General features: G+C 65.6%; 17 protein-coding genes and 2 pseudogenes. 6 read left to right on the top strand and 13 right to left on the bottom strand.

Going from position 1 to position 23822, the window contains the following annotated elements; genetic code table 11:
* Positions 1-145: 145 nt before the first annotated feature.
* From ABIC16_RS16970 to ABIC16_RS16960, 3 genes are all read right to left on the bottom strand, one after another.
* Positions 146-1363, bottom strand: a complete 1218-nt coding sequence (locus tag ABIC16_RS16970; protein WP_354291961.1) for a PepSY-associated TM helix domain-containing protein — start codon at positions 1361-1363, stop codon at positions 146-148.
* A gap of 4 nt (positions 1364-1367) precedes the next feature.
* Complete coding sequence (locus tag ABIC16_RS16965) at positions 1368-3491, bottom strand: TonB-dependent siderophore receptor (protein ID WP_354291960.1); 2124 nt, start codon at positions 3489-3491, stop codon at positions 1368-1370.
* Positions 3492-3994: 503 nt separating this feature from the next.
* Positions 3995-5221, bottom strand: a complete 1227-nt coding sequence (locus ABIC16_RS16960) for an SGNH/GDSL hydrolase family protein (protein WP_354291959.1) — start codon at positions 5219-5221, stop codon at positions 3995-3997.
* A gap of 108 nt (positions 5222-5329) precedes the next feature.
* Here ABIC16_RS16960 and ABIC16_RS16955 point away from each other — a divergent pair, with 108 nt between their 5' ends.
* Genes ABIC16_RS16955 through ABIC16_RS16940 form a run of 4 tightly spaced genes read left to right on the top strand, consistent with a single transcriptional unit; the run spans position 5330 to position 9564 of the window.
* Positions 5330-6463 carry a fumarylacetoacetate hydrolase family protein gene (locus ABIC16_RS16955; protein WP_354291958.1) on the top strand — a complete coding sequence of 378 codons (1134 nt, stop codon included), beginning with the start codon at positions 5330-5332 and terminating at the stop codon, positions 6461-6463.
* Positions 6464-6468: 5 nt separating this feature from the next.
* Entirely contained in the window at positions 6469-7236 is a 768-nt protein-coding gene (xylB, locus tag ABIC16_RS16950) for a D-xylose 1-dehydrogenase (protein WP_502958358.1), read from the top strand.
* A 13-nt stretch (positions 7237-7249) separates the two neighbouring features.
* Complete coding sequence (locus tag ABIC16_RS16945; RefSeq protein WP_354291957.1) at positions 7250-8107, top strand: SMP-30/gluconolactonase/LRE family protein; 858 nt, start codon at positions 7250-7252, stop codon at positions 8105-8107.
* A 23-nt stretch (positions 8108-8130) separates the two neighbouring features.
* On the top strand, positions 8131-9564 hold the full coding sequence (locus tag ABIC16_RS16940; RefSeq protein ID WP_277967834.1) for a sugar porter family MFS transporter: 1434 nt from the start codon (positions 8131-8133) through the stop codon (positions 9562-9564).
* 62 nt (positions 9565-9626) lie between these two features.
* Here ABIC16_RS16940 and ABIC16_RS16935 read toward each other — a convergent pair whose 3' ends face one another.
* The 7 genes and pseudogenes from ABIC16_RS16935 to ABIC16_RS16905 form a co-directional block, all read right to left on the bottom strand.
* Positions 9627-10586, bottom strand: coding sequence for a glycosyltransferase family 8 protein (locus ABIC16_RS16935; protein ID WP_354291956.1), 960 nt, complete (start codon positions 10584-10586; stop codon positions 9627-9629).
* Between the two features lie 111 nt (positions 10587-10697).
* A complete protein-coding gene (locus ABIC16_RS16930) occupies positions 10698-11783 on the bottom strand; it encodes a LacI family DNA-binding transcriptional regulator (RefSeq protein WP_277967832.1) in 1086 nt (361 codons plus the stop codon).
* A gap of 52 nt (positions 11784-11835) precedes the next feature.
* Positions 11836-13976, bottom strand: a pseudogene (locus tag ABIC16_RS16925) (alpha-glucuronidase family glycosyl hydrolase).
* Between the two features lie 458 nt (positions 13977-14434).
* Positions 14435-14927: pseudogene (gene msrB, locus ABIC16_RS16920) on the bottom strand (peptide-methionine (R)-S-oxide reductase MsrB).
* Positions 14928-15012: 85 nt separating this feature from the next.
* The gene (locus ABIC16_RS16915; RefSeq protein WP_354291955.1) at positions 15013-16260 is read right to left on the bottom strand and encodes a cytochrome P450; all 1248 of its coding nucleotides are present in this window, start codon (positions 16258-16260) and stop codon (positions 15013-15015) included.
* A gap of 31 nt (positions 16261-16291) precedes the next feature.
* On the bottom strand, positions 16292-17548 hold the full coding sequence (locus ABIC16_RS16910; protein ID WP_354291954.1) for an ABC transporter permease: 1257 nt from the start codon (positions 17546-17548) through the stop codon (positions 16292-16294).
* Entirely contained in the window at positions 17545-18483 is a 939-nt protein-coding gene (locus ABIC16_RS16905; protein WP_354291953.1) for an ABC transporter ATP-binding protein, read from the bottom strand. Before ABIC16_RS16905 ends, ABIC16_RS16910 begins: the two co-directional genes overlap by 4 nt.
* A gap of 36 nt (positions 18484-18519) precedes the next feature.
* Here ABIC16_RS16905 and queG point away from each other — a divergent pair, with 36 nt between their 5' ends.
* Complete coding sequence (gene queG, locus ABIC16_RS16900) at positions 18520-19602, top strand: tRNA epoxyqueuosine(34) reductase QueG (RefSeq protein WP_354291952.1); 1083 nt, start codon at positions 18520-18522, stop codon at positions 19600-19602.
* Between the two features lie 227 nt (positions 19603-19829).
* On the opposite strand, the gene ABIC16_RS16895 is transcribed toward queG, so the two are convergent.
* On the bottom strand, positions 19830-20243 hold the full coding sequence (locus tag ABIC16_RS16895) for a hypothetical protein (protein WP_354291951.1): 414 nt from the start codon (positions 20241-20243) through the stop codon (positions 19830-19832).
* Positions 20224-20904 carry an EI24 domain-containing protein gene (locus tag ABIC16_RS16890; protein WP_354291950.1) on the bottom strand — a complete coding sequence of 227 codons (681 nt, stop codon included), beginning with the start codon at positions 20902-20904 and terminating at the stop codon, positions 20224-20226. Before ABIC16_RS16890 ends, ABIC16_RS16895 begins: the two co-directional genes overlap by 20 nt.
* Positions 20905-21035: 131 nt before the next feature.
* Between ABIC16_RS16890 and ABIC16_RS16885 the strand changes: the two genes are divergently transcribed.
* Positions 21036-22034: an adenosine kinase gene (locus ABIC16_RS16885; RefSeq protein WP_354291949.1), complete on the top strand. Its 999-nt coding sequence runs from the start codon at positions 21036-21038 to the stop codon at positions 22032-22034.
* A gap of 184 nt (positions 22035-22218) precedes the next feature.
* On the opposite strand, the gene ABIC16_RS16880 is transcribed toward ABIC16_RS16885, so the two are convergent.
* Complete coding sequence (locus ABIC16_RS16880; RefSeq protein WP_354291948.1) at positions 22219-23772, bottom strand: amino acid permease; 1554 nt, start codon at positions 23770-23772, stop codon at positions 22219-22221.
* Positions 23773-23822 lie beyond the last annotated feature (50 nt).

The raw sequence follows: 23822 nt of genomic DNA, 5'->3' as shown, positions 1-23822 counted from the left end.
AAGGTCATCGACCCGCGGTACACCGTGGGACAGCGGACAATAGGGGATCGATCCGGCGCATATGGCCCTCGGAAAGCCAGATCAATTCCGTATCGCCATCTCCCGAGCTACACTCGGTACGATACGATGCCATTCCGGGCAGCCCCTACCACAAATGCCAATCATCCAGCGCAAAAGCGACCGGCCCGGACAAGGCTCCTGTCAGCAGCACGAGAGCGAAAATAACGAGGCCGAATGTTGGGTAGGCCCATATGCCCAGGCCGTGTCGCCACCGCGTGAGGGCTCCCCGCCCGGGAGGTCCAACCTCTCGACCTATGCGGCACGCGTAGATGATCGAACCGGTGAGGGAGATACCCGTCACGACCGTGCCCAACGCAAACCACAGCAATTTGGTGAACAAGCCGCCGAACGTGCCGAAATGCAGCGGGTTGGACGCCAGGTACAGCCGTGCGACGGCGTTCTGCCGCCCAGCCAGCGCAGTCTTCACGATCGTGCATCGCGTTGGATCGATTGCCACCCGGCTCGCAGTGTCCGCCGTCAACACAGCGCCGTCTCGTCCCATCGCCACGAGGGGATCGCCTGGAGTCTCGGGCAGAACGACAAGGGCGATATCCAGCCCGCGCACCCGGTCGCCCAACAGATCGAGGCATTGGTCGAGCGTCGTCCGCTCCCGCACCGCACTCTGCGGGGCGGCAAGCGATGCGCCGGACGGTTCAATCCCGATCGATGCCGTAAGGTACAGCATTCCGGTGACGGCAATGATTGCGACGAACCATAGCGACCACAGCGCTGCGAAGCGGTGGAGGTCGCCGGCGAACTGGCGCAACCGCCCGCGCCGATACTGCGGCAACCGCAGAAACCCTCGCCAGAAACGCTTGTACGACACCAGACCCGTCACCAGCAGCGTGCCAAGTAAAACCGAGAACAGGCTGACGATGAAATACCCAAGAGCGTTCGGCAGGATCAGGCGCCGGTGCAATTGGCGCAGCACCTGCTGGACATTGCGCCAGGATGTCGTGCCCGCGAACCGGCCGTCGACAGGATTGGCCCAGATCCGTCGCGTTTCTCCCGACGGCAAGGCGACACTTGCCTGGGCGGCAAAACCCGGACCGATGGGGGCGCGCAATATCTCGACCCGCCCGCCGTCGGCATGCGCAAGCGCCGTCGCGTGAAGCGCGCGCCACGCGACCGGTGCGTCTGCGGGCGCGGCCGAGCGCATCACCGGCGTCAGTAGCCAGTCGATCTCGTTCGATACGGTCGCTAGCGTACCGGTCGCCAGGATGAAGGTGAGTATGGCGCTCAGCTTCAGGCCGACCCAGCTATGGACCCCCCACCACGCGGATCGCCCCTTTGTTTTCGCCATGACGTCAGAAACGCTTGCGGAACTCTACGAACGCAGTGCGCGGCTTGCCTGGAAAGGACCCGTTCCGAAGGCCGAAGCCGGACGCCGCATATTCGCGATCGAGCAGATTCTCGACCCGCAGCATGACTTCGGCGAAGCCCAGATCGGTGGTGATCGTGCTGTCAAACACGACATAAGGCTTCACCCGCTCCCCATTGAAGCCCCGCTGGGCGGAGACATATTGGCCGCCTGCTGCAAACGCTGTCCGGAGAGGAGCAACCTGGTAGCGCGTCCAAAAGCCTGCCTGGCTCTCGGGCGCATTGACGAAGCGATCGCCGACGGCGTTGGACAGCGACTGGCCCGGCAGGGTCCCGGTGATCCGCGTGTCGTTATAGGCGTAATTGGCCAGCAGCAGCCAGTTTTTGGTGATGTCTGTCGATAGCGTCAGCTCGACGCCCTTGCTGGTGACCTCCCCAATCGGCGCGAGCTGGTCGACGCCGTTGACGGGCGGTTTGGTGCTATCGACCTGCAGCATATTGCGACGGACGATGCGATAGGCGGCTATGCCCGCCTGGACCTTGCCGCCCAGCAGCGCGGTTTTGACGCCACCTTCGATCTGGTTGCCGGTCATCGGCGCGAACGGGCCGCCGGCATCGGTGGCTTGGCTGCTGGTGGATTGCGGCTCGAAACTATCCGACCAGTTCAGATAGACCGATATGTCGGAACGAGGCTTGTAAATCGCACCGGCGCGCCATGTCGTGGCCCCACCATCTGCGCCCGTCCGTGCCACGCGATCCTGGTCCCGAAACCAGTCATGGCGGACACCTCCGACAAGCAGGATATGGTCGCCGAGCGCGATCTGATCCTGAGCGTAGAGGCCGTAGCGGGTCGCGCGTGATCGATCGACCTCGAACGGCATTGCGGCGACGCCGTAGCTGGATATTGGCGTCGCACCGTAGATCGGGTTGCTCAGGCTGATGGGGGGCACCACGCCACCCGCCTCGACCGGGTCGGCACCGCGGTTCCGAAACAGCGCATCCTCCTGATACCAGTCGCCACCCGCCAGAACGGTGTGCGCGATCCCGCCCGTGTGCAGCTTCGCAATCACATTGGCAGCCGTCGACAAGCCTTCGGTTCGACGGATCTGATCCGAATAGTCCCGTGGCACGCTGTCGAGAACGCGGCCGTCCGAGCCGAACTGATAGTTGGGATTGTGGAATTGCTGGCGTTCGTTGTAGCGGAACCAGCGGCCGCTGACATTGACGGACACCGCATCGCTCAGTTCGCTTTCGACGAGCGCCTGATAATATTGCGTGTTGAGCTTGATGAAGTCCGTGGGCTCCGCTGCATTGAACCGAACGCCGGCCTGCAGGTTTCCCTGCCGATCGACGGGGACGCCGCGAAGGCGATTGCCGGGCAGGTTTTGATCGGCATAGGTCGCCTGCACCGTTGCTTTGGTGCGCTCACCCAGTTTGAACTGCAGCCCGGCATCTCCGATTGCCGTCCTGTTGCTGGCATTGCGACGGAAGTCGTCGAACTTTTCATAAAAGCCCCCAAGCCGTCCGGTAACCGCGCCGTCCGCGGTGATCGGCCCCGTTACGTCCGCAGACCCGCCAACCCGGTCAAAGGTGCCGACGATCCCCCGCAAGTCCGCCGCAAAGGTGTCGCCTGGCTTCTTGGTAACGTAGTTGATCGTGCCGCCGGGGGAGCCTGGACCGAACAACATGCCCGCAGGGCCTTTAAGGAATTCGACGCGCTCGATCGTGAAAAGCTGCGGCACGGAGAACGCCTGGTAGGGATCGCCGCGAAGCCCGTCGTAGAACGCTCCCTGCTGACGAAACCCGCGGAAGGTGACGCCCGAGTAGGAAAAGAAGCTCACCCCCGCGACATCGCGATACAGGTCGGTGATCTGGCGGGCGCCCTGATCCTGGATCAACTGCGAATTGATGATGTCGACGGATTGCGGAATGTTGATCGGATCCTCTGCCACCTTCCCGATCCTCGTGTCCGGTACCGTGTAAAGCTGGCGAGCGCGGCCGGTCACGATGATATCCTCGTTCTGTCCTTCTGCGGCCTCGGACACGGTCTGCGCCGACGCATACATTGGACAGCCCGCAGCCATGGCGAGCATCGAGACCCTGAATTTCATTATTACCCCACCCCATTAATGATAAGCGTTCGCATTAGCGATAGGGTTTTGGAGTTGCAAGTCGTTACGGTCCTGGCATGACTCGACGCAACAATACTCCCTAGTCCCACAGACATTGACTACTACGGTGCTGGTCCATTCCCTGTGGAGTAAGGTCTCGGGGCGACCTTGCTATGGCCGCTCTACCGCGCCGAGCACTTCAGCCCCGCGCAGTTCGACCGAACCACGCACGCTGAGCAAAAAGTCTTTCGTTAAGGGGGCAAGTTCATTCGCGGGCGGCGTGATGACTGGTACGGAAGGGGACAGCAGTACGGCTTCGGTACAGCATACGAACGACCGGATCCGGCTTGAGCGGATATTCATGCGCCGACCGCGGATTGACTTGCGTTGGTCGTGTGCTGTCGAACCGCAATCTGGAGCGGGTCGGCAGCTTCAGCGAAATGCGTTACGAAAACTGGATCGGCTAGAAACGAACATCCTCGACCCTTCGGCCGACCCCACCCCTACCGAAACAACCCCAACGGAATCGCCCCAGCCATCGCCCGATACCCCACCGGCGAAGGATGCAGCCCGTCCCCAGAATCATACGCCTTCCGCAACCGCGTCGGCGCACCAGGATCGCGCATCAAAGCGTCGAAATCGATCACCGCGTCGAAATGCCCCGGCGCCCGGATCCACGCATTGACCGCCGCGCGGTCGGCCTCGTTCTGCGCGTCGGGGTGATAATAGCCCGATCCCCCATCCGGCAGGATCGTCGCGCCATACACCTTGATCCCCGCGGCATGCGCGCGCGCGATGACCTGGCGATACGCGCCGATCATCCGCGCGACCAGTGCCGCATGCGCCGCCGCCGACACCGGCGCTTCGCGGGTCAACGTGCCGAGATCGTTGATCCCCTCGAGCACGATCAGATAGCGCACCCCCGGCTGCGCGAGCACGTCGCGGTCGAACCGCGCGAGCATGTTGGGGCCGAGCCCGTCCGACAGCACGCGGTTGCCGCCGATCCCGTGGTTGAGCACGCCGACCGTCGCGGTCGCCGGGTTCGCGTGGAGCCGGTTCGCGAGCAGGTCGGGCCAGCGGTCGTTGCCGTCGGTGGTCGCGCCATGTCCGTCGGTGATCGAATCGCCGAGCGTGACGATCGATCGCGCAGCGGGAGAGGGCGCGGCTACCGCGACCCCGGCGATCTGGAACCAGTGTTCCACCGCCTGTGCGCCCGGCAAGGTCGGATCGGCGACGTGGTTTCCCGGGACCAGATAGCTGGTCGCCCGCGATCCGGGATGGCTGGTCTGGCCCGTGGGGGCAGCCGGCAGGTGCAGCGAGATCGTGACCGAGGACAAGGCGGGAACCTGGATCGCGACCGGGTCCGACCAATAGCTTGCGCCGGCCGGGATGAGCACGTCCGGCGCACCGTCGAAGGTCAGCGCATGGTCGGTCCCGGGCGTCACCGCCGCGCCACCTGCGGCGCGCGCGACGTGCGCGGTGTCGATCCGCAGCGGCTCGGTGCCGAACGCGTTGCTGAGCAGGATCCGCACGCGTGCCCCGCCAAGCGACAGCCGCACCGTCTGGCGCAGCGTCGCATCGGTCAGCGCGGCCTCGGGAAGCGCATTGCGGGGTTCGGGAATTTGCTGCGAGGTCGCCCAACTTCCGACCCATCGGTCGTGCTCCGGCGGGCGCGCGGCGAGCGTAAGGCACGCGATAAACGCCAGACCGATCAGACGGATCGTTTTCATATCGGTTTTCCCTCTCTACGCCACTATCATGTGGCTTTGGCGCCCTTGACAGCGCGTCGACGCTAGTGTTGGTAACGCTATCAAAATAATATGTCGAGTGGAGTGGGTATGAGGGGCGAACAAGGCGAGATGACGTCGGCACTTCCGGCGGACTGGAGGTCGGGCACGTTCGTCGGGCGGATGCTGACCGAGGCCGGACCATCGCCAGTGCTCGTCGTTCGCGGCGCAGCGTTCGATATGTCCAGCGTCGCACCGACGGTCGCGGCGGTGATCGAGCGCGGTGATTTCAGCGGCACCGGCGGCGCGCCGATCGCCGATTTCTCGCTCGACTCGGTCGACCTGATCAGCCCGGTCGACCTGCAATGCGTCAAGGCCTGCGGCGTGACCTTCGCGGTGTCCGCACTCGAGCGCGTGATCGAGGAACGCGGGCGCGGGGACCCCGGCGCCGCAAGCGCGATCCGCGAGCGGCTCGAAGCCCGCGTCGGCGGGTCGATCCGCGGTGTCGTGCCGGGGACGCCTGAGGCGGCCGCGCTCAAGCAGGCGCTGATCGACGATGGCCTGTGGTCGCAATATCTCGAAGTCGCGATCGGCCCGGATGCGGAAGTGTTCACCAAGGCCCCCGTGCTTGCAACGGTGGGGCCGGATGCCGATATCGGGATCCGTTCGGATTCGACCTGGAACAATCCTGAGCCCGAAATCGCGCTTCTGGTCGATAATAGCGGCAAAACCGTCGGTGCGATGCTCGGAAACGACGTCAATCTGCGCGATTTCGAAGGCAGATCGGCGCTTTTGCTCGGCAAAGCGAAGGATAACAACGCATCCTGTTCGCTCGGGCCGCTGGTCCGGCTGTTCGACGACAGCTTCACGATCGACGATGTCCGCACCGCGCAAGTCGCGCTGCGCATCGTCGGTGAGGACGGCTATGTCCTTGAAGGCGCAAGCAACATGGCGGAGATCAGCCGCGATCCGCTCGATCTGGTGCGGCAAACCTTGAGCGAGCATCAATATCCCGACGGTTTCGCGCTGTTCCTCGGCACGTTGTTCGCCCCGGTCCAGGATCGCGACGATCCTGGCCGTGGTTTCACCCACAAGATCAACGACATCGTCTCGATCGAGAGCGCCAAGCTCGGGCGACTGGTCAACCGCGTCGTCACCTCGCGCGATGCCGCGCCGTGGCAGACCGGGATCGGTGCCCTGATGACGAATCTGGCCCAACGCGGCCTGCTGGAGAAGACGCAGTGACGGCGATGCCGACCACCGACGCGATGTCAATTCGCGCGCAATATCCGAGCCTTACGGGCAAGCGCATCCTGATCACCGGGGGTGCCACCGGGATCGGCGCAGGGCTGGTCGAGGCCTTTGCCGCGCAAAAGGCCAAGATCGCGTTCGTCGATATCGACGCCACCGCAGGGGCGGCCGTGGCCGAACGGTTCGCGCCGGGCGGGTTCCACCGTTGCGATCTTCGCGACATCACCGCGCTGCAGGCGACGATCGCCACGGTCGCGGACCAGCTCGGCGGGATCGACATCCTGATCAACAACGCCGCGAACGACGACCGGCACAGCATCGCCGAGGTCACGCCCGACTATTGGGACGACCGGATGGCGACCAACCTGCGCCACCTGTTCTTCGCTGCACAGGCGGTCGTTCCGCACATGCGGCAGGCCGGCGGCGGCGCAATCGTCAATTTTGGGTCGATCAGCTGGCATCTGGGCCTGCCGGATCTGGTGCTCTACCAGACCGCCAAGGCCGCGATCGAAGGCATGACACGCAGCCTCGCCCGCGATCTCGGTCGCGACAACATCCGCGTCACGACAATCGTCCCGGGCAACGTCCAGACGCCGCGGCAGGAGCGATGGTACACGCCTGAAGGCGAAGCCGAAATCGTGTCGGCGCAATGCCTTGACGGCCGGATTCAGCCTGCGGACGTCGCAGCGCTTGCCTTGTTCCTCGCGTCGGACGATGCCCGCATGTGCACGGGGCACGACTATTTCGTCGATGCCGGCTGGCGCTGAGGAGAGGGTGACGATGGTTCAGTCGGTTTTCGCAGTCGGGGCAACGCTGGGCGAGGGCCCCGTCTGGATCGGCGATGCGCTGTGGTTTGTCGACATCAAGGCGCACCGGCTGTACCGTTTCGATCCGGCGACCGGAACGGCACAGCACTGGACCGCGCCCGACCAGATCGGCTGGGTACTCCCGACCGAAAGCGGCGATCTGCTCGCCGGGGTAAAGACCGGACTGCACCGCTTCGATCCCGCGACTGGCGCATTCACTCTGTTCCACGATCCTGAACCGCATCACCCCGACAATCGTCTCAACGACGCGACGACGGATTCGCGCGGGCGCGTCTGGTTCGGCACGATGGACGACAATGAAGCGGGCGAGACCGGGCGGCTCCACCGCCTTGCGGACGGAACGACGCAGGACAGCGGCCTCCCGCCCGTCGCGATCACCAACGGTCCCGCGGTCAGCGCGGATGCGACGACGCTCTACCACACCGATACGCTCGGCAAGCGCATCTGGCGCGTGCCGATTAACGATGACGGCACGCTCGGCACGCCCGCTGTGCACGTCGAGATCGAGGACGGCGCGGGGCATCCGGACGGGTGCGTGATCGATTCCGAGAACTGCCTGTGGACCGGGCTGTGGGGCGGCTGGCGGGTGCGGCGGTACGATCCGGCGGGCGCCGCGATCAGCGAGGTGCGCTTCCCCGTCTCCAATATCACCAAGATCGCCTTTGGCGGTGCCGACCTGCGCACCGCTTATGCCACCACCGCGCGCAAGGGGATCGACCCGGCGGCGCTGGCGGACCAACCCGAGGCGGGGAATGTGTTCGCGTTCGACCCCGGCGTGGCGGGCCTGCCCGTGACGCCGGCAAAACTATAAAATCGGGAAAAGAGGAAACACTGATGGCGACGGCATCGTTGCCCGGGCTTGGCCCGGATATGAGCAAGGTCAATTTCGGCTTTATTGCCGCCATCGTCGCGGTGGCGACGATTGGCGGATTCATGTTCGGCTATGATTCGGGCGTAATCAACGGCACGCAGAAGGGGCTGGAGGCCGCGTTCGATCTCGGCAAGCTCGGGATCGGGATCAACGTCGGCGCGATCCTCGTCGGGTCGTCGATCGGCGCGTTCACCGCCGGGCGGCTGGCCGACCGGATCGGTCGTCGCAGCGTGATGATGCTCGCCGCGGTGCTGTTCCTTGTCAGCGCGATCGCCGCGGGTGCGGCCGGATCGTCGATCGTCTTCATCATTGCCCGTATCATCGGTGGCCTTGGCGTCGGCGCGGCGAGCGTGATCTCGCCGGTCTATATTTCCGAGGTGACCCCCGCGTCGATCCGCGGCCGGTTGTCGAGCGTCCAGCAGGTGATGATCATCACCGGCCTGACCGGCGCGTTCGTCGCCAATTACGTCCTCGCCAATTATGCCGGCGGATCGACCGCGATCCTGTGGTTGGGCGAGCCGGCATGGCGCTGGATGTTCTGGCTCCAGGCGATCCCCGCCGCGATCTATTTCTTCGCGCTGCTGATCATTCCGGAGAGCCCGCGCTACCTGATGGCCAAGGGGCATGACGAGCGCGCGCGCACCGTTCTCGCGCGTTTGTTCGGCCAGGAAGAGGCGGATCGCAAGGTCACCGAAATCCGTGCCAGCTTCGCCGCCGATCATCACAAGCCGCGGCTGTCCGACTTGCTCGACAAGCGCACCGGCAAGATCCGTCCGATCCTGTGGGCGGGTATCGGTCTTGCCATCTTCCAGCAGCTCGTCGGCATCAACGTCGTGTTCTATTACGGCGCGACGTTGTGGGAGGCCGTCGGCTTCTCCGAGAATTACGCTTTGCAGATCAACATCCTGTCCGGCGCGCTGTCGATTGGTGCGTGCATCTTCACGATCGCTTTCGTCGACCGTATCGGTCGCAAGCCGCTGCTGCTCGTCGGTTCGGCGGGCATGGCGGTGACGCTGGCAACGGTCGCCTACGCCTTCTCGACCGCGGTAACCGCGGCGGACGGCGGCGTATCACTGCCGGGCAACAACGGCGTGATCGCGCTGGTTGCGGCGAACCTGTACGTCGTGTTCTTCAACTTCAGCTGGGGCCCGATCATGTGGGTCATGCTCGGCGAGATGTTCCCTAACCAGATCCGCGGATCGGGGCTTGCGGTCGCAGGCTTCGCGCAGTGGATCGCGAATGCGGCGATCTCGGTCAGCTTTCCCACGCTCGCGGTGTCGCCCGGGTTGGCGGTCACCTACACCGGCTATGCGATCTTCGCGGCGCTGTCGTTCTTCTTCGTCAAGGCGATGATCAACGAAACCCGTGGTCGCGAGTTGGAAGACATGGAAGGCTAGGGACTGCCCTTGGACCAAGGGGCCTGCCGACACGGCAGGGTCCTTGGTCCGGGGACTCCCGGTCACGCCGGTATGGCAGGCTCGGCGCTGCGGTTCGACATTTCGGTTTCGATCCGCGCGACCGCGGCTTCCGCAAGGCCCCGAGCGTGCGACCGCCGTACGCTGTTGGCCCAATAGACCAGCCCCATCCCCGGCCAGGACCGTGGCGGGGCCTCGCCCAGCGCAGCCGCGATGCGCGCAAGAAAGTCCCGCTCGCGGCGATCCGCCCGCCTCGCCTGCACCGGCAGGAATTTGCGCGCGCCGGTATAATGGCGGACCGACGCCGTCGCCCAGGCCGACGTATGCAGCGCAAAGGTCTGCATGTTCCACGCCAGCGGCAGCGCAACCCAGTTCCCGGCAAAGGTGAGGTTGAAGGGACACTGATCCGCGGTCGTGCACCGCACATAGATCGGGCACCCCGATTGATGCCGCACGCAATTCGCCAGATAGGTTTCGCGCATCGCGTGCATGTCGAAGTTCCGGAAATCGAACGCGATGAGCCCGGAGTTGAAATAATGCCGGTGAGTCCGGTCGGGGTGATGGACCTGCAACTGGTAGAATGCGCCCGCATTGCAGTCCGCGAGATCGTTCACCGCGGCGATTGCGTTTCCCCGGAAATCGATCGTGCTTACCGATATGGGATCGAAGAACAGGATGTCGGTATCCGCATAGACCGCGATGTCATAGCGGTCGGCCAGCGTCTCCAGCGCGGCGAACTTGCCGTAAGCGGTCGGCGTGATGTGGGCTGCCGTCTTGAGCGTCATGGCAGCAAGCGGATCGTCGCGCAGGCGCGTCACCTCGATCGGTTTGCCCAACCGGCGCGCCAGCGCGAGGACGGTATCGTCCGGCCCGGGCCCGTCCCAGCCGTTCACGAACAAATGCGGGTAAAAGGCCTCGGTCTGCGTTAACAGCGCCGAGGCCATCGCGTAGCGGGCAAGGGGGTAGCCGTGCTGATCCGTCAGCATCGCCAGTGCGAGCCGCATGGATGCTTCCCCCTTCCGTCAGGCGTCCTCGGAGCACGAGCTTAAATAGCCGGGCCATTCTCCGATACTAGCCGAATGCGGTACGGATCGTACGATGTCCGCGGCAGGTCTTTAGCGGGCGACCGGCCGCGCGGCAGGCCGTCGCCGTGGCGCGGCGTCCGACTGGCGCCGGATCAGCGTATAGTCCGCCAGGATGTGCGGTTCGGAAATGTCTTCGAGACGCCCGGCCTTGCTCAGCCGGATCGCATGGACGAGCAGCTCGACCGCCATCCGCGACATTTCGACGACGGGCTGCCGGATCGTGGTCAGTTCGGGCCAGATCGTCGTGGCGAGGGCGGTGTCGTCGAACCCGCAGACGGTCAGATCGCTGGGGACGTCGAGTCCGCGCCGATGCGCGATCGCGACCGTCGCGGCGGCCATGTCGTCGTTCGATGCGAAGATCGCCGACGGCGCGTCGGGAAGGTCGAGCAAGCGGTCCGCCGCGTCCAGCCCCGAGCGATAGGTAAACAAACCCTCGGTCACCAGCGCCGGATCATCGGGAAGGTGCATGTCGGCCAGCGCCGCACGGTACCCGTCGAGTCGTTCCGCGCTGGCGGTCTGGTTGGGGTTGCCGGTGATGAAGCCGATCCGCACATGGCCGAGCGCGGCGAGATGCCGCGTCATGTCATACGCCGCCCGACGATCGTCGATGCTGACCGACAGCGCCCATTCGGGCGCACGGCCGGTGGCGACCGCGACGATCGGCACACCGGCGGCCTTGAGCGCGGCAAGAACCTCGGGGGAATCGCTCAGCGGTGGCGGCAGGACGATCCCGTCGATCCGACCGTTGAGCAGATGCGCGACCGCAGCCGCTTCCTGTCCCGGTTCATCGCACTTTTCGACCACGAGCTGGACGTTGCTGCGGCTCGCCTGATCGAGACTGCCGACCAGGAAGGCACTGAGGTAGGCGAAGCTCGGGTTGGAATGCAGCAGGCCGATCCGCATTTCCTCACCCCCGGCCAGCGTCCGCGCGGCGGCATTGGGGGCGTAGTTGAGTTCGGCGATCGCCGCCTCGACCCTGATGCGGGTCTGTTCGCGCACGGTATGCTTGGCGTTGATGACCCGCGACACGGTCATCGGGGATACTCCGGCCTTGCGCGCGACATCGGTTATCGTCGGAACGTTGTGCTGGCGCCGCGAGGGTCGGGTGTCCGTCATTCGGGTCCTTTCGTTGCGGGGACTATGACGCCAACGTCACGCGGTCGGCAAGTCAGGGGTTACCGGGTGCATAGGGGAATTTCTGCGCCTTGTACCAGTCAAGATCATGCGCGGGCGGCCTGACGCCGGCCGGGAGCGGCAGACCGTTGACCGACATCCAATAGGCCAGGCTCGCATCGCGCCACCACATCGCCTCGCGCTGCTGGATCCCGAGGAAGCTATCGGTCTTGGCGAAGCGGGCAGGATCGACTTTAGGGCGCAGCGCGGCCCAGTCCGCGCGCATGTCGGCGACAGCCGCGACACCGCGATCATATCGACCGACCATTCCCTGCCACAGCGTTTCGCCGGACCGCAGCCGGTAGGTCCACGGCACACGGTGGAACCACAACAGGTCGCGTTCGGGGGTGGTCTTCGGGTCCGCCAGTTGCCGTGCGAGCGCGGGCGCATATTGCGCGGTGGCGGCGTTGCCTGCGGGGCCGCGTTCGACGCCGATCGCATCCCGGGTCGCGCGGTGATAGTAATAGGGGTTCCATTCGGGTCGCTTGAGATCCGAAATCCACGGCCCCGGCCCATAATGATGCCCGGTCGCCATGACGTGCGCGAGGCCGAGCGGGGTCATGTAATCGACCACCGCCTCGCGCGATCCGGCCATCATCCGCACGACCGGCGTGACGGTCGCGGGGGCAGGGTCAAACGTCATCGCCGCCCAATCGCGCGCGATCGCGTCGGACGTGTCGTCGGGGTTCCACGCGAACCGCCCGAACGCGTACCAATTGGCCTGGTTGAAGGTCGACCCCGACCAGTCGCGATCGCGCCCGATGTTGGCGACGCCCGCCATGCCGGTCAGCGCGTGATGATCGAGCGTGCCGTCGACGACGCGCGCGACGGTCGACCCCGTCCCCTGCGCGAGCGTATCCGCGCGCAGCGTCTCCTCGAACAACGGGCCGAGATAGGCGAGGTGCGTCGCCTGCCCGAGATATTCCTTGGTGATCTGAAATTCCATCATCAGCGGTGTCTTGGGCATGCCCCCGAACAGCGGATGGAACGGCTCGCGCGGCTGGAAATCGATCGCGCCGTTCTTGACTTGGACGATGACGTTGGACGCGAACTTGCCGTCGAGCGGATGGAAGTCGTCATACGCCTGCTTGGCGCGGTCCTCGGCGTTTTCCTGCGCGTAGACGAACGCGCGCCACATCACGATTCCCTTGTGCGGCGCGACCGCGGCGGCGAGCATGTTCGCGCCGTCGGCATGCGTGCGGTGGTAGTCCTGCGGGCCGGGTTGGCCTTCCGAATTGGCCTTCACGAGGAAGCCGCCAAAATCGGGGATCGCGCGGTAGATTTCGTCCGCCTTGGCGCGCCACCATGCCGCAACCCCGCGGGGTCGAGCGGGTCGGCGGTCTTGAGTCCGCCAAGTTCGATCGGCGCGGAGAAGCGCGCCGAGAGATAGACCTTGATGCCATAGGGCCGGAAGATATCGGCGAGTGCCGCCGCCTTGGCGATGTAGAATGGCGTAAGGCTGTCAGCCTTGGCGTTGACGTTGTTGAGGACGCTGCCGTTGATGCCGATCGAAGCGTTGGCGCGTGCATAATCGGTGTAGCGCGGATCGCGATAGTCGGGGAGCGTCCACCAGTCCCACAGCGACTGTCCGGAGTAGCCGCGCTCGACCGTCCCATCGAGATTGTCCCAATGGTCGAGCACGCGCAGCGCTATGTGCGGCGTCGAGGTGAGGTTCGCGGCGGACACCGGATGCCCGGTCTGGACCCAGCGCAACAGCGCGAACGCGCCGTACAGCACGCCGTGATCGCTATTCGCGGTAACGAGCGTGACGCGACGTCCGTCGAGATCGACCGACCGGACGAGATAGCCTTCACTGCCCAGCGCGTCGGTCTTGAGCCCGAGCGCCTGCAACCGTGGTTCCGTCGCCAAGGCGAGGACGACCCCGCCCGAACGGATCGCAGTGCCGAACTGTACATGATGCGCCGAGAGCCCCGCCAAGCCCCGCTGCACTTCCTGTCCAGCGACTTTCAGCGTCGGCGTGTCGCCCAGCACCGCGACGGTCGCGGCGTCGATGACGCCAGACGTCGCGAGGGGATGATAGCGGAGCCACAGATCATATCCATCCTCGGCCAGTGCCGGTGTGGCGACACTTGCCAGGAGGCAAGCAAAAAGGCCTCGTTTCAAAGTATTCGACATGCCGATCCTTACTCTCCATCACGCGGGGCCGGATTGATCCGGTCATTGGTCTAGCGCGCCGCCGTCGGCAGCGCTGCAAACGCCGCCGCATGATAACGTTAACACGTCGACGGCATCCCGAGCAATGCCACGCCGAAGACGCCGGAGACGGTACGGATGCGTCTTGAGGTAGACCGCTTGCAGGAAACTCGCGCGGTATCGCATCGCGATAGCCTGTGCCGGGCGGTGTTCGAGCGCATCGACTTCGGCGCCCGCGAAACATCGCGTGCGTTTGAAACCACCGTTGTCGAGATCGCCTGGCGAACATTCATGACAAGGACCGTACGCGGGCGGTGCGCTACAGCCTCGGCTCAACGTCGATCAGGGGCGGCGTTATGGCTACGTTAACCGAATAGAGTGCGGCTGCCCCGGATACCGCGAAGCGCGCGATGCCGCGGCCGCGGGCGGCCCCGGCGGCGTTACGCCTTGCCGGGCGTGAAGGTCATCGCGACGCCATTCATGCAATAGCGCTTGCCGGTGGGCTTGGGGCCGTCATCGAACACATGTCCGAGATGCCCGCCGCAACGGCGGCAGTGGACTTCGGTGCGCTCCATCCCGAGCGACCCGTCGACCCGGTTGCGCACCGCATTGGGCAAGGGCGCCCAGAAGCTCGGCCAGCCGGTCCCGCTCTCGAACTTGGTCATTGGACGAGAAAGCCGGCAGGGCGCAGCCGCCGCACGCGAAGATCCCCGCGCGATGCTCCCCGTTGAGCGGGCTAGTGTACGGGGTCTCGGTGCCTTCTTGCCGCAGCACGCGGTAGGCGGCGGGCGACAGCTTCTTCTTCCACGCGGCATCGCTCAGCGTGACCTCGAACGTCTCGGGCGGTCCAGCGGTGGCGCCTTTGCATCCGAACAGCGCGAAAGCGGCGACGCCTGAACCAGCAAGCGTCAGGAAATGGCGGCGATCGTGCATCGAATGGTCCTAAACAGGCAAGGGGTACGCACCCCCATGTGGGAGGTACGCAGGGCTTCGCCAAGCGGACGCACCCGACCGCGGCTCAATAGCGGCTGATTTCCACCGGCAGCTTGCGATACCCATGGACGAAGCACGCCGCCACCCGCTCGGGCGCGCCGACCACGTTGACGCGCATTCGCCGCTTGGCCATTTCTTCCAGCAGGACAGACACTTGCAATTCCGCCAGCCGCGCGCCGACGCAGCGGTGGATGCCGTGTCCGAACGCAAGGTGCCGCCGCGCATTGGGGCGATCGACCAGGATGCTGTCGGCATCCTCGAACACGCTCTCGTCGCGGTTGGCGGAAATGTACCACAGAATCAGTTTGTCCCCGGCGGCGATCCGCTGCCCCTCGAGCTCGCTGTCCACCGTCGCGGTCCGGCGCATATGCGCGAGCGGGGTCTGCCAGCGGACGATCTCCTGCACCGCATTGTGGATCAGCCCGGGGTCGGCCTCCAGCTTGGCGCGGGCGTCCGGAAACCGGTCGAGCCCATAAGCGACCGCGCTCATCGTGTTGCGCGTCGTGTCGTTGCCCCCGACGATCAGCAGGATCAGGTTTCCGAGGAATTCCATCTGGTCCATTTCCGCCATCGCGTCGGAATGGATCATCATCGAGATCAGGTCGGGGGTCGGTTCCTTGCCGACCTTGTCGTTCCACAGCTTCTGGAAATAGCCCCCACAATCATACATGTGCTGCAACCGCTGCGCGCGCAGCTCGGCGGTCTTGACCATTTCGATGTCGCCCGCCCAATCGGACCAGAAGGTCAGCTTGCGCCGGTCCTCCCACGGAAAATCGAACAGGATCGCCAGCATCTGCGTCGTGAGTTCGACCGATACGCGATCTACCCAGTCGAACGGCGTGTTCCAGTCGAGCCCATCGAGGATCTCCGCCGTCCGGGCCCGGATCGTGTCGGTCATCCGCACCATCTCGGACGGGGTGAACGCGGGGGCGACGGTGCGGCGCTGGCCGGTGTGCTTGGGCCGGTCCATCGCGATGAACATCGGCATCTTCACATCGCCGCGATCCTCGATGAAATCGGCGATGGTGATCCCGCCCGCCTGGCTCGAATAAAGATCGGGGAGCGATTCGACCGCGACGATCGGCTTGTAGCTGGAGATCGACCAATAGGGTCCGAAGTCGGACTGCGCGACGTAGTGGACCGGACTTGTCGCGCGCAGTTCGCGGAACGGCGCTTGCCACACGTCGTCACGGTACAGTTCGGGACGGCTGACGTCGAACGGATCGACGGGCAACGGGCTGACGGAGTCCGACTCGATCGCTGCGGTGGCCATGGCTCTCTCCTATTTTGGAGCGAGCAGACCTCTAACTGACAGTCGTGTCAACAGCGTTGTGCGCGGCCCGCCGGCGCTTCCAGCGGAACGTGCCGCTTCCCGATTGCAGCACGCCCCGGCGGAAAGCGCGCACGCCGACCGCGATGAAAATCGCGACCCACAGCGCTTGCCACAGCAACGCGAGCAGGTGGATCCCGAGACTGTCCGACTGCGCCGCCCGCCCCGCCATGTAATAAGGCGAACTCAGCGGGAAAATCGCGGCGAAGGTGCTGAGCCAGCTGTCGGGCTTGGACACCGCAACCGCACCCAGCCCGAACATCGCGACCTGGATCAGCGTGATCGGCAACGACAGCAGCTGGATTTCCCGCACGCTCGCGGCCTGCGCGCCGACCCCGAGGAACACCGCGCCGAGCAGCATGTACGCCATGGTGAAATAGGCGAAGAACAGCGCGGTGAAGACCGGCAACCCCAGCGCCGGGGTCAAACCCGCCAGACCGGCGGCGAAATTGGGCGGCATCAGCATGCTCGCCTGGCTGATCAACGTGCCCCAGAACAGGAGGAACAGCACCGCGACCCCGAACGTGCCGAGCAGCTTGCCGAAGAACACCGATTCGAGCGGAACCGCCGCCGCGAGCACCTCGATCACCTTGTTGCCGCGCTCCTCTGCAACACCGCTGACCACTTGTCCCGCAAGCAGCAGGGTCAGGAAAAACAAGCCGAACACCGCAAAGAACGCGGACGCGCTCGCCCCGCGCAGGGACGGGGCGGTGCGCGGAATCACCGTCCTGGTCGGGGTGCTGAGCGGCGCGATCCCGCTCCGATCCGCGCGCACCACGTCCTCCGCCAGAAGCGCGAGATAATCGGCCGAACGCAGGCTCGTCGGCGTGTACAGCAGGTGCGGGGTGGTCAGTGGACCGTACAAAACCGCAACCACGTCGACGCGCGTGTCGTCGAACAGCGCGCGCGCCTGCGCTGCCGGGTCGGCGGCGGGGGCAACCGTCTCGAGCATCGGCGGCGCTTCCTCGGACTGGCGGTACAGCCGCCGCAGGCGCTGGTCGATCGCAGCGACGTCCGCGCTGCGCGCCGGATCGACGATCGCCATGATCCGCGTCTTGGCTTCCGCCCCCTTGGAGGCGGCGTTCGCGCCAAGCCCGCCGATCGCACCGAACGACCCCATCACCACGGGCGCGAGCAGGAAGATCAGGAAGGTCGGGGTGAACACCGTCGCGACGAAGTCCCGCCGCGCGATCGTCCAAATCTGGCGGAGCAAAATGCGAAACCGGCTCATGCGGTCTTCTCCCCGGCGGCATCGTCCAGCGCCGCCTGGCCGACGACCTTGACGAACACGTCGTGGAGCGACGGCCGTTCGATCGACAGGCCCGATATGCCATGTCCCGCAGCGATCAGCGCAGAGAGGATCCGCTCTACGCCGTCGTCGGGGACGGTAAAGCGCCAGCCGTCGCCGACCGGCTCTGCATCGGGGGGCAAATGCCCCGCAAGACCGCTATCGTTGCGCGTCGGCGTATACAGCGCGCGCATCGGCAGCATCGCGCGTGCGTCGCCGACGGTGCCCTCGAACCGGCGCTTTCCGCCCGCGATGATCGCGAGCCGGTCGCACAGTCGCTCGGCATGGGCCATGACGTGGGTCGAAAACAGGATCGTCGCGCCGCGGTCGCGTTCGGCGAGGATCAGCGCCTCGAGCCGTTCCTGATTGACCGGATCGAGCCCCGAAAAGGGTTCGTCGAGCACGAGCAGGTCGGGCTGGTGGACGACCGAGCCGAGCAACTGGACGAGTTGCGCCATGCCCTTCGACAGCTTGCGGATCTTGGTGTCGATCGCGTGGCCCAGCCCGGCGGTTTCGAGCAACGCTACCGCGCGCTTGCGCCCGGTCTTGAGATCGAGCCCGCGCAGCGCGCCCATGAACGCGATCGCGTCCTTCGCGCGCATCGCCGGATACAGGCCGCGTTCCTCGGGGAGATAGCCGACGCGGTCGCTCGCCTCGCGCGGGCGATCATGCCCGAGCAGGGTGCGATGCCCGGAATCGGGTTCGATGATCCCGAGCAGCATCCGCAGCGTCGTGGTCTTGCCCGCACCATTGGGCCCGAGGACGCCGTAGATCGCCCCCTTGGGCACCGCGATATCGACCCCGTCGACGACGCGCCGTCCGCCGAACAGCTTGACCAAGCCCGATGCGTCGACCGCCAGATCCTGCCGCAACGCCAATTCCCCAGATAGCCCCGCTCGTGGTAGCGGGGCCGGGTGCAGGAAGACAAGACACTGGTGCAGCGGCTCCGCGCCAAGGCGAGCGAATTGGGGTTCGTCGCCTGTGGGGTCGCGCGCGCGGATGCCGCCCCGCAAACCGCGGCGCGCCTCCAAGCGTGGCTCCGCGGCGGGATGCACGGGGACATGATCTGGATGGAGGAGCGCGCGCATCAGCGCGAGAGCCCTGCTGCGTTGTGGCCCGAAGTCCGCAGCGTGATCGCGCTCGGGATGAGCTATGCGCCCGCCGTCGATCCTTTGGCGCTGGCGGATCACGGCGAGATCGGGCGAATCTCAGTCTATGCGCAGGGGGGCGACTATCACGACGTGGTGAAGCGCGCGCTCAAGGCGCTCGCGCGGTGGCTGGTGGCCGAAGTGCCGGGGACCGACCTCAAGGTGTTCGTCGATACCGCGCCGGTGATGGAGAAACCGCTCGCCGCCGCGGCGGGGTTGGGATGGCAAGGGAAGCACACCAATCTGGTCAGCCGCGACCACGGGTCCTGGCTGTTCCTGGGCGCGATCTACACCACGCTCGAGGCTAGCGCGTTCGAGGGGGTTTCCCCGGCGGATAAGGGGGAGGGGGAAGAGCAAAATGTCATCGATCGGTGCGGGTCCTGCGACGCCTGCCAGCGCGCGTGCCCGACCGATGCGTTCCCCGCGCCCTACCGGCTCGATGCGCGACGGTGCATCTCGTATCTGACGATCGAGCATGCCGGCCCGATCCCGCATGAATTCCGCGAAAGCATCGGCAACCGCATCTACGGGTGCGACGATTGCCTGTCGGTCTGCCCGTGGAACAAGTTTGCCGAACGTGCCGCCGCGAACCGCGCGTTTCTGCCCCGCGCGGAAATGGTCGCCCCCCGGCTGGCGGATCTGCTCGCGCTGGACGACGCGAGCTTCCGTCAGGTTTTCGCCGGCTCGCCGATCAAGCGGATCGGCCGCAACAAGATGATCCGCAACTGCCTGATCGCCGCTGGCAACAGCGGGGACACCGAGTTGATCGAACGCGTACAGGCATTGCGCGACGATCCGGACACGGTCGTGGCGGAAGCCGCCGAATGGGCGCTGGCACGCCTCTCCTAGTCTAAAGCCCCTCCCCTTCAGGGGAGGGGTTGGGGTGGGGAAGTCCAGCAGAACGAACCTCTCTGCGAGACACAGCCCCACCCCCAACCCCTCCCCTGAAGGGGAGGGGCTTTAAAGCGGCCCAACCCAACCCAGTGTCGGGTCGGTCATGCTGCCAGCATGACCTCAAGAGCGCGGCGCGCTGTTCACCCGATACTCCTGAAGGGGAGGGGCCTGCGAGAAGCCCCCTACTTCCGGCGCCCGATCTGCAACGCCCCCACGCAACTCGCGCGGTCGATCGGCGATCCGTCGGTCTGCCGGGTGTCGAGATAGGTCACGACCGGCTCCGCTTTCCCCTTGGGATAGAGATAGGTGTCGAGGACGCAGGTCGCGTTGCTGAACTGGAGTTTGCGCGCGGTGCCTTCGCGCACGTCCGCGATCGGCGTGCCGAACATCCGCGTCAGGTTGGCCGCGGTCGCGCCGACGACCTGGCCGAGGCCCGTACCCGTCGGAATGGGAATGATCGGCGCACGCGCGACAGGGATGCTCGTCGCGGTGGACGCGCACCCGCCCAGCACCGCCAGCAGCAGGGCCGATCCCGCCAGCTTCCTCACGGTTTCCCCCGCTTCGTCACGCGTTTCGTCATACCGAACGTCTTTCATGGAACAAATGTGTCGCCATCGCCGCGCCCAGGATCGGGGCGAACAGGTTGAGGAACGGAACCATGAACAGCGCGGTCCCCGCAACCCCCAGTGCGAACCGGTCGACCGCGCCGGTCTTGCGCCAGTCTCGCATCATCGCAGACGGCACGTGCCGCGCGGCCACCATCGTCCCGAGGTCGAGCCCGAGCAGCCAGCCGTTGACGAGAAAGAACAGCAGCCAGGTACCGACCCCAGTGACGAGCAATGCGACATACACCGGCGCCAGCGCCAGGTTGATCAGGATCGCGCGCGCTGCGGAGCGCAGCCCGAGTCCGATCCCGCGCGCCATCGACAGGTTCTGCGCGGTGGCGAGCGCCTTCGGGTAATGCCGCGCCTCGACCGCGATGACGACATCGTCCGCGAACACGCCCATCACGCCGATCGCGATCGCGCGGAACAGCAGCCAGCTGACTCCGAAGGCGGCAAGCAGCGCAACGGCGCCGAGCAGCCCGCCCGATGTCGCGTCCCAACCCCATCTCGTCGCCAGATGCGTCGCGCCATACCATAAGGCGGCACCGAAGGCAGCGATCAACACTACCGTCACCGCGAGCGATTTGAGGAACACGGCCAGGATTCGGCGGTCGCCGAGCTGGGCCAGCGATAGGAGGAATGCGCGCACCATGTCAGTGCCGTAGCCGAATTCCTTACCGACAGGAATTCTTCTGTCGGGCACGCGAGACAGTGTTCCGGTTGCGCCGCAAGCACCCCCCCGGTACGGCGCGGCAACTGAATATTGGAACCGGAGATTTCCCTGTGAGCGAGCCAACCTATGATGTCGTCGCGATCGGCAATGCCATCGTCGACGTACTGTCGCAGTCCGACGATGCCTTTCTCGCTTCGGCGGCGATGACCAAGGGCTCGATGCAGCTGATGTTCTCGCCGGAAGAAGCCGACGCGCTCTACGCGAAGATGGGCCCGGGGATCGAGGCGAGCGGTGGCTCGGCGGCCAATACGGTGGCCGCGATCGCGGCGATGGGCGGCAAGTGCGGCTTCATCGGCCAGGTCGCGAACGACGAACTGGGCGACATCTTCGCGCATGACATCCGCGCGGTCGGGATCGATTTCACGACGGCGGCGCGCGAGGGCGACCCGACCACCGCACGCTGCCTGATCTTCGTGACGCCGGACGGCCAGCGCACGATGAACACCTTCCTCGGCGCGTCGCAGTTCCTCCCCGAGGCGGCGCTTGACCGCGAGCTGATCGCCAATGCGGCGATCCTGTATCTCGAGGGCTATCTGTGGGATCCCGAGGAACCGCGCCAGGCGATGCGCGCCGCGATCGACATCGCGCGGGCGGCGGGGCGCAAGGTCGCGTTCACGCTGAGCGACACGTTCTGCATCTCGCGCCACGGCGGCGACTTCCGCCAGCTGATGGCGGACGGCCTCATCGACATCATGTTCGCCAATGAAGCCGAGATCACCGCGCTGATGGAAACGTCGGACTTCGACGCGGCCGTCGCGGCGGCGGCGGCGGAAGTGCCGATGCTGGTGGTCACGCGCAGCGAACATGGCGCGATCGCGGTGACGGGCGGCGAGACCGTCCACGTCCCCGCCGAGCCGATCGAGCGCGTGGTGGATACGACCGGCGCGGGCGACCTGTTTGCCGCGGGCTTCCTGCGCGGACAAGCGCAGGGCAAGGACGTCGCGGCATCGCTCAAGATGGGAGCGGTCTGCGCGGCGGAGATCATCTCGCACTACGGCGCCCGCGCCCAGGTCGACCTGAAGGTGCTGGTGGAATCGAAGCTGGGGTAAGGGACACTCCAAGCCCCTCCCCTTCAGGGGAGGGGTTGGGGGTGGGGCAGTCTAGCAAAACCGTCCTCTCTGCGAGGCACAGCCCCACCCCAACCCCTCCCCCGAAGGGGAGGGGCTATAAGGCAGACAACAAAAAGGCCGGGGATCGCTCCCCGGCCTTTTGCATACCTAGCAATAACAAAGATTACCGCGGTGGCGGCATCCCCGCCAGCTCTGCTTCCTCCGGATCGTCCAGCCCGCGCCCGACATGGCTGCGCTGGCGGCTGTAGAGGAAGTAGATCAGCAACCCGATCAGCCCCCAGCCCGGCAACACCAGCATCGCGACCAGCGGCAGGTTGAAGAACAGGAACAGGCAACCGACGATCGTCAGCGGCGCAACGACCCAGGCGAACGGGGTGCGGAAGCTGCGCTTGCGGTTGGGCTGGACCTTGCGCAGCACGAGCAGCGCGATCGCCACCATCATGAACGCGTACAGCGTCCCGGCATTGGCATAATCGGCCAGCTGCCCCACCGGCAGGAACGCCGCCGCCAGCGCGACCGCGCAGCCCGTGATCATCGTCACGATATGCGGGGTCTTCCACTTCGGATGGACCTTGCTCCACGCAGCGGGCAGCAGCCCGTCACGGCTCATCACGAAGAAGATGCGGGTCTGGCCGAACAGCAGCACCAGAATCACCGATGGCAGCGCGATGAAGGCGGCATAGCCCAACATGTTGCCGACCTGGCCGAAGCCGATCTGGCGCAACACGTGCGCCAGCGCCTCGTTCGAGCAGACCAGCGCGTCCCGATACGCGGGCAGGGTGCATTGCCGCGCCAGCTCTTCCGACCCGGTGGGGAAGGGGATCCCGTTCGGGCCCATGATCGGCTGGCCGCCGACCGTGCCGATCGCGCCCGCCGCGACGATGATGTAGAAGATGGTGCAGAACAACAGGCTGCCGATCAGACCGATCGGGACGTTGCGTTGCGGGTTCTTGGTTTCCTCGGCCGCGGTCGAGACCGAATCGAACCCGACGTACGCGAAGAAGATCGTCGCCGCCGCACCGACCGCGCCGACGCCCGTACCGAACCCGCCGAACAGCCCTGCCGGCAGGAACGGATTGAACTGCGCCGGGTCGATCCGCGGCACGGTGAGGAACATGAACACCAGCAGCGCGGCGATCTTGATCATCACCAGCACCGCATTGACCTTGGCGCTCTCGCTCGTGCCGATCACGAGCAACCAGGTAACGAGCAGCGCGATCGCGACGGCGGGCAAGTTGATGAACCCGCCCGGCGCGCCACCAAGCGCAAGCGGCCCCGCCGCAAGGTAGGGGGGCAAATGGATCCCGAACGTATGTTGAAGGATCGTGCCCGAGAAATAGCCCGACCACCCAACCGCGACCGCGCTGGCGGCAACCGCATATTCCAGGATCAGCGCCCAGCCGACCGTCCAGGCGAGAAATTCGCCCATCGAAGCATAGGTGTAGGTGTAGGCGGACCCGGCAACCGGGATCATCGCGGCAATTTCGGCATAACACAGCGCGGCGACGATGCAGATCGCGCCGGCGATCGCAAAGGCGAGCATCAGGCCGGGGCCGGCCTTTTGCGCACCGGCGGCGGTCAGCACGAAGATGCCGGTGCCGATGACGCAGCCGATCCCGAACAGGGTCAGCTGGAACCACCCGAGCGAGCGGTGCAGCGATTTCTTTTCGGCTGTCGCAAGAATGGCGTCGAGAGACTTGATACGCCCAAATAGCATGCGGTGACTTCCCCTGGGGATGGGCGCGGTCTGGCGCCGCGCAATGATTG

The sequence above is a fragment of the Sphingomonas sp. PvP055 genome, from assembly GCF_040546365.1.
In the GTDB taxonomy this organism is placed as follows: domain Bacteria; phylum Pseudomonadota; class Alphaproteobacteria; order Sphingomonadales; family Sphingomonadaceae; genus Sphingomonas; species Sphingomonas echinoides_A.
The sequence above is the reverse complement of the archived record's forward strand: the minus strand, read 5'-3'. Positions and strand labels throughout refer to the sequence as shown.

Coding starts and splice junctions, on each gene's coding strand:
- ABIC16_RS16955 (WP_354291958.1), top strand. CDS start 5,330: ATGAGGGGCGAACAAGGCGAGATGACGTCGGCACTTCCGGCGGACTGG.
- ABIC16_RS16970 (WP_354291961.1), bottom strand. CDS start 1,363: ATGGCGAAAACAAAGGGGCGATCCGCGTGGTGGGGGGTCCATAGCTGG.
- ABIC16_RS16890 (WP_354291950.1), bottom strand. CDS start 20,904: ATGGTGCGCGCATTCCTCCTATCGCTGGCCCAGCTCGGCGACCGCCGA.
- xylB (WP_502958358.1), top strand. CDS start 6,469: ATGCCGACCACCGACGCGATGTCAATTCGCGCGCAATATCCGAGCCTT.
- ABIC16_RS16910 (WP_354291954.1), bottom strand. CDS start 17,548: ATGAGCCGGTTTCGCATTTTGCTCCGCCAGATTTGGACGATCGCGCGG.
- ABIC16_RS16935 (WP_354291956.1), bottom strand. CDS start 10,586: ATGCGGCTCGCACTGGCGATGCTGACGGATCAGCACGGCTACCCCCTT.
- ABIC16_RS16880 (WP_354291948.1), bottom strand. CDS start 23,772: ATGCTATTTGGGCGTATCAAGTCTCTCGACGCCATTCTTGCGACAGCC.
- ABIC16_RS16915 (WP_354291955.1), bottom strand. CDS start 16,260: ATGGCCACCGCAGCGATCGAGTCGGACTCCGTCAGCCCGTTGCCCGTC.
- ABIC16_RS16945 (WP_354291957.1), top strand. CDS start 7,250: ATGGTTCAGTCGGTTTTCGCAGTCGGGGCAACGCTGGGCGAGGGCCCC.
- ABIC16_RS16895 (WP_354291951.1), bottom strand. CDS start 20,243: ATGAAAGACGTTCGGTATGACGAAACGCGTGACGAAGCGGGGGAAACC.
- ABIC16_RS16960 (WP_354291959.1), bottom strand. CDS start 5,221: ATGAAAACGATCCGTCTGATCGGTCTGGCGTTTATCGCGTGCCTTACG.
- ABIC16_RS16965 (WP_354291960.1), bottom strand. CDS start 3,491: ATGAAATTCAGGGTCTCGATGCTCGCCATGGCTGCGGGCTGTCCAATG.
- ABIC16_RS16930 (WP_277967832.1), bottom strand. CDS start 11,783: ATGACGGACACCCGACCCTCGCGGCGCCAGCACAACGTTCCGACGATA.
- ABIC16_RS16940 (WP_277967834.1), top strand. CDS start 8,131: ATGGCGACGGCATCGTTGCCCGGGCTTGGCCCGGATATGAGCAAGGTC.